The 7,944-nt window shown below is 42.3% G+C and carries 7 protein-coding genes; all 7 read left to right on the forward strand.

Features of this window, described 5'->3' with window-relative positions; genetic code table 11:
• The first annotated feature begins 8 nt into the window (after nt 1-8).
• The 7 genes from cysD to EXT43_RS00325 all read left to right on the forward strand — a co-directional run bounded on the left by cysD (nt 9) and on the right by EXT43_RS00325 (nt 7,256).
• Nucleotides 9-908, forward strand: a complete 900-nt coding sequence (cysD, locus tag EXT43_RS00295) for a sulfate adenylyltransferase subunit CysD (RefSeq protein WP_105173930.1) — start codon at nt 9-11, stop codon at nt 906-908.
• Nucleotides 908-2,332 carry a sulfate adenylyltransferase subunit CysN gene (gene cysN / locus EXT43_RS00300; RefSeq protein ID WP_130166128.1) on the forward strand — a complete coding sequence of 475 codons (1,425 nt, stop codon included), beginning with the start codon at nt 908-910 and terminating at the stop codon, nt 2,330-2,332. The genes cysD and cysN overlap by 1 nt, the downstream gene beginning before the upstream one ends.
• Nucleotides 2,333-2,364: 32 nt before the next feature.
• Nucleotides 2,365-4,092 carry an SLC13 family permease gene (locus tag EXT43_RS00305; RefSeq protein WP_130166129.1) on the forward strand — a complete coding sequence of 576 codons (1,728 nt, stop codon included), beginning with the start codon at nt 2,365-2,367 and terminating at the stop codon, nt 4,090-4,092.
• A gap of 14 nt (nt 4,093-4,106) precedes the next feature.
• Nucleotides 4,107-4,703, forward strand: coding sequence for an adenylyl-sulfate kinase (gene cysC, locus EXT43_RS00310; protein WP_058586654.1), 597 nt, complete (start codon nt 4,107-4,109; stop codon nt 4,701-4,703).
• 3 nt (nt 4,704-4,706) lie between these two features.
• The gene (gene cysQ, locus EXT43_RS00315; protein WP_130166130.1) at nt 4,707-5,477 is read left to right on the forward strand and encodes a 3'(2'),5'-bisphosphate nucleotidase CysQ; all 771 of its coding nucleotides are present in this window, start codon (nt 4,707-4,709) and stop codon (nt 5,475-5,477) included.
• 171 nt (nt 5,478-5,648) lie between these two features.
• Nucleotides 5,649-5,840: a hypothetical protein gene (locus EXT43_RS00320; protein ID WP_055022144.1), complete on the forward strand. Its 192-nt coding sequence runs from the start codon at nt 5,649-5,651 to the stop codon at nt 5,838-5,840.
• Nucleotides 5,841-5,993: 153 nt separating this feature from the next.
• Nucleotides 5,994-7,256, forward strand: a complete 1,263-nt coding sequence (locus EXT43_RS00325) for an aromatic amino acid transport family protein (RefSeq protein WP_130166131.1) — start codon at nt 5,994-5,996, stop codon at nt 7,254-7,256.
• Nucleotides 7,257-7,944: the final 688 nt, after the last annotated feature.

Below are 7,944 nucleotides of genomic sequence, written 5' to 3' on the forward strand. Positions count from 1 at the left end.
GACTAACAATGGCTTTAACACACCTTCAGCAATTAGAAGCTGAAAGTATCAAAATCATGCGCGAAGTTGCTGCTGAGTTTGAAAACCCGGTGATGCTTTACTCAATTGGTAAAGATTCATCAGTGTTATTACACTTGGCGCGTAAAGCGTTTTATCCAGCAAAGATCCCATTTCCACTTTTACACGTTGATACCAACTGGAAGTTTAAGGAAATGATCGAGTTTCGTGACCGCCTAGCTAAAGAGTATGGCTTTGATTTAATCGTCCACAAAAACCCTGAAGGGTTAGAGATTGATATCAATCCATTTGTACACGGCTCAGCAAAGCACACCGACATCATGAAAACGCAAGGCTTAAAGCAAGCGTTAGATAAATACGGCTTTGATGCTGCGTTTGGTGGGGCACGCCGTGACGAAGAGAAATCACGTGCTAAAGAGCGTGTTTACTCATTCCGTGACAAACACCACAGATGGGATCCAAAAAACCAACGTCCAGAGCTTTGGAATACATATAACAGCCAAGTTAACCCGGGTGAAAGCATTCGTGTATTCCCGCTATCTAACTGGACTGAACTTGATATTTGGCAGTATATCTACCAAGAAAACATTGAAATGGTTCCACTTTACCTTGCTAAAGAACGCCCTGTCGTTGAGCGTAACGGCACGCTAATCATGGTTGATGACGAGCGTATGCCATTAGAAGAAGGTGAAGTACCGCAAATGAAATCGGTCCGTTTCCGTACTCTTGGTTGTTACCCGCTAACGGGTGCTGTGGAATCAACAGCAGGAACCTTAACTGAAATTATTGAAGAAATGCTGCTTTCAACCTCTTCTGAGCGTGAAGGCCGCGTGATTGATCACGACTCTGCTGGTTCAATGGAAAAGAAAAAACGTGAGGGCTATTTCTAATGTCTAAAACAAACGACACGATTAATGAAGTAAGAGAGTTAGGTATCGACGCCTACCTTGCACGTCAACAAGACAAAAGCCTTTTACGCATGCTGACTTGTGGTAGTGTGGATGACGGTAAATCAACGCTGATTGGCCGCCTTTTACACGACAGTCACCAAATTTATGAAGACCAACTTGCCGCCCTGCATAAAGACAATGAAAAAGTTGGTAATGCGGGTGAAGAGCTTGATTTAGCACTCCTTGTAGATGGTCTTCAAGCTGAACGTGAGCAAGGTATTACCATTGACGTTGCTTATCGTTACTTCTCAACAGCAAAACGTAAGTTCATTATTGCTGATACGCCAGGACATGAGCAGTACACGCGTAACATGGTAACCGGTGCATCAACCAGTGATGTGGCGATTATCTTAGTTGACGCTCGTTACGGCGTACAAGTACAAACTAAGCGTCATAGCTTTATCTGTGACTCACTAGGTATTAAGCAGTTTGTTGTTGCTATCAATAAGATGGATATCGTCGATTTCGATGAAACCGTATATGAGAAAATCAAAGCGGATTACCTTAAGTTTGCAGAGCAACTAAACGTTACAAATATCAAGTTTGTGCCTATGTCAGCGCTTAAAGGTGATAACGTAGTTACACGCTCAGAGCACACACCTTACTACACTGATAAACCACTACTTGAGTTACTTGAAGACTCGCCAGCTGCTGAACTTGATAACGGTTTTGAAGCACGTCTTCCGGTGCAATATGTTGTACGCCCTAACTTAGACTTCCGCGGCTTCCAAGGTACTTTAACGTCTGGCAAGTTCAGCGTGGGTGATGCAGTAAAAGTATTACCATCAGGTAAAAGCTCAAGCATCAAAGAGATTGTAACTTTCGATGGCAACTTAGATACCGCTGAAGCAGGTCAAGCAATCACTTTAACATTAAACGACGAAATTGATATCAGCCGTGGCGATGTGATTGTACCAGCCGCTTCAAAAGCCGCTGTAACAAACAGTATTCAAGCTAAATTAGTATGGATGCATGAAGCACCGTTAGTATTAGGTAAAAGCTATAACTTTAAGTTAGGCAGCAAAAACACCTCGGCAGTGGTAAGAAAAATCGATCACACGATTGATGTAAATACCCTTGAGCATGGTCAAGCAGACTCATTACAACTTAACGAAATTGCGATTGTAACCTTAGAGCTTACAGAAACAATTTTGGCTGATGAGTACCACAACAACCATGAAACAGGTGCGTTTATCCTAATTGACCGCCTATCAAACCTAACCGTTGCGGCAGGTATGATTGAGCAATTACTTAGCATTGAAGAGCAACAAAGTAGCTTTAGCGACTTTGAAGTTGAGTTTAACGCTTTAGTACGCAAGCACTTCCCTCATTGGCAAGCGCTTGATATAACTAAGCTTAAATAATCACTATTCGCCTGTTATAGGAAGTAAAAAGCATGTATCAACAGCTGGTATTAACAGGCATTATGCTGGTATTAGTGGGGTGCCTTTTTGGCACTCGGCTAAAACCTGCATGGTTATTTGTCGGCGCCATTGGTATTAGTTATTTAGCAGGGCTAATAAGCCTTGAAGATATGCTAATTAACTATGCAAACCCTTCTTTAATCACCCTTATTCTACTTGTACTCGTTTCGATAGCTGTAGAAAAAACCACCTTAGTACAAAAACTTGCTCAGTCTCTTTCTAAAGGTAGCCTGACAAGTTCGGTGACCAAGCTTGGTTTATCAACCGCCTTTTTATCATCATTTACCAATAATACTGCGGTAGTGGCATCACTGATTAGCTCGATAAAAGAAAGCCCGACACATTCACCGTCTAAGCTTTTATTACCTTTATCGTACACTGCTATTTTAGGTGGCACGATCACCCTGATTGGTACTTCAACCAATTTAATTGTTAATGGCTTTGCCGTTGAAGCGGGCATGGAGCCACTTGGTTTTTTTGATTTTACTTTGATTGGTTTAGGCGCATTGAGCGTTGGCCTTATCACTATTTTAGTGATGCTCAGATATTTACCAGATAACGGTAAAAATAACCAAGAAGTGGTGCCCTTTTACCTTGAAGGTAAAGTAGAAACCGGCTCAAAGCTAATTGGTAAAAGTGTTGAGGAAAATGGCCTTCGTGAATTAAAAGACTTGTTCTTAGCTGAAATTATTCGTGGTGATAAACGTATTTGCGCAGTTACGCCAAAACAAGTTATCAAAGAAGGTGACGTATTACTTTTTGTAGGTGATATAAAGTCTGTGCCTCTGCTTACCCGATTTGATGGCTTAAAAGTTGTTCACGACAAACATGAGAAAGATGTCGAGCACCTAGTTGAAGTCGTTGTTAGCCATTCTTCAAAATACATTGGTAAAACAATTAAAGAAGTTCGCTTTCGTGAACAATTTCATGCAGCCGTTATTGCTATTCGCCGCGGCCATGACCGTTTACAAGGCGGCTTAGGTAAAGTTCAATTGCAAGCGGGTGATTCATTGATCCTTGCGCCTGGCAAAGAGTTTTACTCGCTACCTAATTTAAAACGTGAGTTCGTTTATATATCAGGCCTTGATTTACAAACTCATTTAAAACCTAAGCAATCAAATATTGTGTTAGCAAGTTTTGCTGCCGTATTGGGGTTAAGTATTGTTGGCCTAGTACCATTAGTTAAGGGCCTACTCGTTCTTCTTATCGGTTTAATGCTAACAGGCACAATCAAGCTAAGTGAAGTAAAACGTCGTTTTCCGATTGAGTTACTCGCAGTAGTGGGTAGTGCTATTGGCCTTGCCAAACTCATGATAGGCACAGGCCTTGCCGGTGAAATTTCATCAGCCATGTTATACGTATTAGGTGATTTCGGGCCTTACGGGGCATTTATCGCAATATTTTTAATGACGGTTTTATTTACCGAACTCATTACCAATAATGCCGCTGCCGCGCTTTCATTTCCGGTAGCGTATGCACTCGCCGTTGGTTTTGATGTATCACCTTTGCCCTTTATTATGGCTGTCGCATTTGGTGCATCGGCTAGCTTCATTTCGCCATTTGGTTATCAAACTAACTTGATGGTTTACAGTGCGGGAAATTACCGCCTTAAAGATTACATTGCCATGGGCTTACCTTTATCGATTATTTACTCGATTACAGTATTAATACTTATACCACTGGTATTCCCATTTCAATAACGAGAGTAAAGACAATGGATGAAAATATCGTTTGGCATAATTACGCCATTAGCAAATCACAGCGTAGTGAGCAAAAAAAGCATAAGCCTACCATTCTATGGTTCACTGGTTTTTCAGGTTCAGGCAAAAGCACAGTTGCGAACGCACTAGAAAGCGCATTAAATCAATTAGGTGTTCACACCTATCTACTCGATGGTGACAATGTGCGTCATGGCTTGTGTAAAGATCTTGGCTTTACTGATGAAGACCGCGTGGAAAACATTCGCCGCGTCGGTGAAACTGCAAAACTAATGGTCGATGCCGGTCTTGTGGTATTAACCGCATTTATTTCGCCATTCCAAAGCGAACGCGATATGGTAAGAAACTTAGTAGAAGATGGTGAGTTTATTGAGGTATTTTTAGATACCCCGCTCGACGTGTGTGAAACCCGAGATCCTAAAGGGCTTTATAAAAAAGCGCGAGCAGGTGAAATTAAGCACTTCACAGGTATCGACTCAGACTATCAAATCCCTACATCGCCAGAAATTAAAATCGACACCAGTAAAAACACCCTAGACCAATCGGTGCAAGAGCTGGTAGCGTATTTAAAACAACAGCAAATTATAGGTTAAGTCATGAATCAAACGGAACTGCTAGAAGAAATCTTACTCCTCGCACGCCAAGCCGGCAGTGCAATAATGGGGATTTACGAAAAGGACTTTAATGTTGAGTACAAAGCTGATGAAAGCCCAGTGACCGACGCCGACCTAGCAGCTCACAAAGTGATTGTGAATGGCTTACATCACCTTACTCCAGATGTACCAATTCTAAGCGAAGAAAGCGCTGATATTAGCTGGGATATTCGTCAAACTTGGCAACGCTATTGGTTAGTAGATCCAATTGATGGCACCAAAGAGTTCATCAAAAAGAATGGCGAATTCACCGTGAACATTGCCTTGATAGAAAAAGGTAAACCGGTATTAGCTGTTGTCGATGCACCGGCATTAGGTGTGTCGTATATTGCTGCTGAAGCAATTGGTGCCTTTAAAGATAAAGGTGATGAGCGCATTGAACTTAAGGTAACTCGTAAGCCAAATAAAGGGCTTATCCGTGTTGTCGGTAGTCGTTCACACCCTTCTCCAGATTTAGCTGAATTCGTAAAACAGTTTGAAGATGTAGAAATGGTTTCAAAGGGCAGCTCGCTAAAACTTTGTCTAGTTGCCGAAGGGAGTGCAGATATATACCCGCGCCTTGGCCCAACCTGTGAATGGGATACCGGAGCAGGTCATGCGATTGCTGAAATAGCAGGCGCAACGGTTAGCAAACTCGATGGCAGCCCACTACTGTATAACAGTAAAGAAGAGTATCTGAATCCGTTTTTTGTCGTATCGGCATTACAGAACTAGAGCGTTCCGTTAAATATCGTAGGCTGGGTAGAGCGTAGCGAAACCCAGCATCTATCCTGTCATCTTAACTCTAGCTCCTTTAATACTCCTTATTTTACAATCAGTTTAACCTAGCCAATAAGCCTTTGTTCCTATAGTATTTTGCTCTCTCAAACTATTAAAGGAATAACCATGACGACTGTTGAAAAAGCAATTGAAGCCGGCTACGAGGCCCAAATTAGCGCACTATATAAAGCCCTTTCACAAGGGGTACTTGCCGCTAATGGTGATGAAAGTGAAATCACTGCAGCTGAGGCACGTTTTAAGAAAGGTTTAGCATTTGCCGCAGACATTAAAGCTCGCGCACTTGCAGCTGCAGAATAAATAGCTTAATTGGGCTTATCTCAATAAGCCCAACTTTTTCCTTTGTAAGTCTCTCCTTACAGCATAGTTATTTAAATACAACGCTAAAACATGCATTCTTAGTCGCTTTTCTATATGCTGCGCGACAATTATTATTCTAATAGTGGAGTGCTAATGAACACACATCAAGATGCTATGCAGTATGATGCATCGACAACAAGTAGTAACTCAAAATGGAATCTTCATGACACCCAGTGGGTGTTAAGTTTATTTGGCACCGCAGTCGGTGCAGGGATTTTATTCTTACCAATTAATATCGGCATCGGCGGATTTTGGCCTTTAATTATCATGGCATGCCTTGCTTTTCCGATGACCTACTTAGCTCACAGAGGCTTAGCCCGCTTTGTTTTATCATCAAAAAAGCCTGAAGCAGACTTTACCGATGTAGTAGAAGAACACTTTGGCATTAATGCAGGGCGCTTAATCTCTTTACTGTATTTTCTGTCTATCTTCCCTATCTTACTTATTTATGGTGTTGGCTTAACCAATACTGTAGACAGCTTTATCGTTAATCAATTAGGTATGGAGTCACCCCCACGCGTGCTGTTATCTGGCCTGCTCGTTGGCGGTATGATCAGCCTAATGTTAGGTGGCGAAGCACTCATGTTACGTGCTTTTGCAATCCTTGTTTATCCTCTCGTCGCTATCTTGTTTTTCTTATCGATTTACTTGATCCCAAGCTGGCAAATGCCAGATGTATCAGTCCCTGAGTTTTCAGGATTCATGAAAACACTTTGGTTATCAATACCTATCATTGTATTCTCATTTAGCCATGCTGCAGCAATATCAAGCTTTGTGCATGTACAGCGCGCTCACTACGGCAATAATGCCAAAATGAAATCAGAAGCAATTCTAAAGCGCACCAGCTTATTATTAATTGTGTTTGTTTTACTGTTTGTATTCTCGTGCGTACTGTCACTATCTACTGAGCAAATGGTACAAGCAAAAGCTGATAACGTGTCTATCTTGTCATTCCTTGCCAATATCACTGATAACTCGTTTATTGCGACCTTAGGGCCATTAGTTGCCTTTATTGCAATTACCTCTTCGTTCTTAGGTCACTTCTTAGGTGCCCGTGAAAGCTTTAATGGTCTTGTTAGTAAACAAGCCCATATGAACCCTAAACTCGTTGATAAAATTGGCACTGTTATCATGTTCTTCGCTATTTGGTATTGCTCAGTGATCAACCCAAGTATTTTAGACATGATGGATCAACTATCAGGCCCTATCATCGCCATGATCCTTTTCATCATGCCGATGATTGCCGTTTATAAAGTACCTAGCTTACACAAATACAGAAACCGCTTAAGCACACTGTTCGTATTAACAGTTGGCTCTCTAGCAGTATTTGCTCTTATCTACAGCATGATTAAGTAATCTCATCATTGCTAGATATAGAAGCCCAGCTGGGAAACCGGCTGGGCTTTTTTGTTAGTAACTGGAAAGTTGGAAGGCGTGGCGTAGGTTGGGTAGATCGCAGCGAAACCCAACACAGAGCTATCAGCTTTCAGCCGTCAGCGATCAGCCGCTAGGTGTGGGTGCTTGGTACTGCGTCTTCCTCTGCCGGGGGCTCTTGCTCTAGGCTCTAGGCTCTAGGCTCTAGGCTCTAGGGTCTAGGGTCTAGGGTCTAGGGTCTAGGCAAAGTTTACTTGTAGGAATGGCTTAGCCGTGAATGTTTTTGTAAAGGTCTGAATTCGGCACTGAAGTGCCTCCTACAGGGGTTTGTTGCTGAGGGTGACTCTCTACTAAACAACACCACAGTTCAACTTTACCCTTGCTAACTAGCAACTCGCTAACTCATGTTGGGTTTCGCTCCGCTCTACCCAACCTACCTGGAGAATGAACAGGGTGAGCTTAGAATGACTCTGTACTAAACAACCACACAGTTCAACTTTACCCTTGCTAACTTGCAACTCGCTAACTCGTGTTGGGTTTCGCTCCGCTCTACCCAACCTACCTCAAGAATGAATAGGGCACGTTATGTGAATAGCTAAAACGCAAAAAAGCCCGACTCTTTCGAATCGGGCTTTCTTTAATTTGGAGCCTGGCGATGACCTACTTTCAC

This window comes from Pseudoalteromonas sp. CO109Y, assembly GCF_004208935.1.
Taxonomy (GTDB): domain Bacteria; phylum Pseudomonadota; class Gammaproteobacteria; order Enterobacterales; family Alteromonadaceae; genus Pseudoalteromonas; species Pseudoalteromonas shioyasakiensis.

What these genes read in the sequence shown, in the direction of transcription:
- cysD (WP_105173930.1), top strand. Translation starts at nt 9, where the DNA reads ATGGCTTTAACACACCTTCAGCAATTAGAAGCTGAAAGTATCAAAATC.
- cysN (WP_130166128.1), top strand. Translation starts at nt 908, where the DNA reads ATGTCTAAAACAAACGACACGATTAATGAAGTAAGAGAGTTAGGTATC.
- EXT43_RS00305 (WP_130166129.1), top strand. Translation starts at nt 2,365, where the DNA reads ATGTATCAACAGCTGGTATTAACAGGCATTATGCTGGTATTAGTGGGG.
- cysC (WP_058586654.1), top strand. Translation starts at nt 4,107, where the DNA reads ATGGATGAAAATATCGTTTGGCATAATTACGCCATTAGCAAATCACAG.
- cysQ (WP_130166130.1), top strand. Translation starts at nt 4,707, where the DNA reads ATGAATCAAACGGAACTGCTAGAAGAAATCTTACTCCTCGCACGCCAA.
- EXT43_RS00320 (WP_055022144.1), top strand. Translation starts at nt 5,649, where the DNA reads ATGACGACTGTTGAAAAAGCAATTGAAGCCGGCTACGAGGCCCAAATT.
- EXT43_RS00325 (WP_130166131.1), top strand. Translation starts at nt 5,994, where the DNA reads ATGAACACACATCAAGATGCTATGCAGTATGATGCATCGACAACAAGT.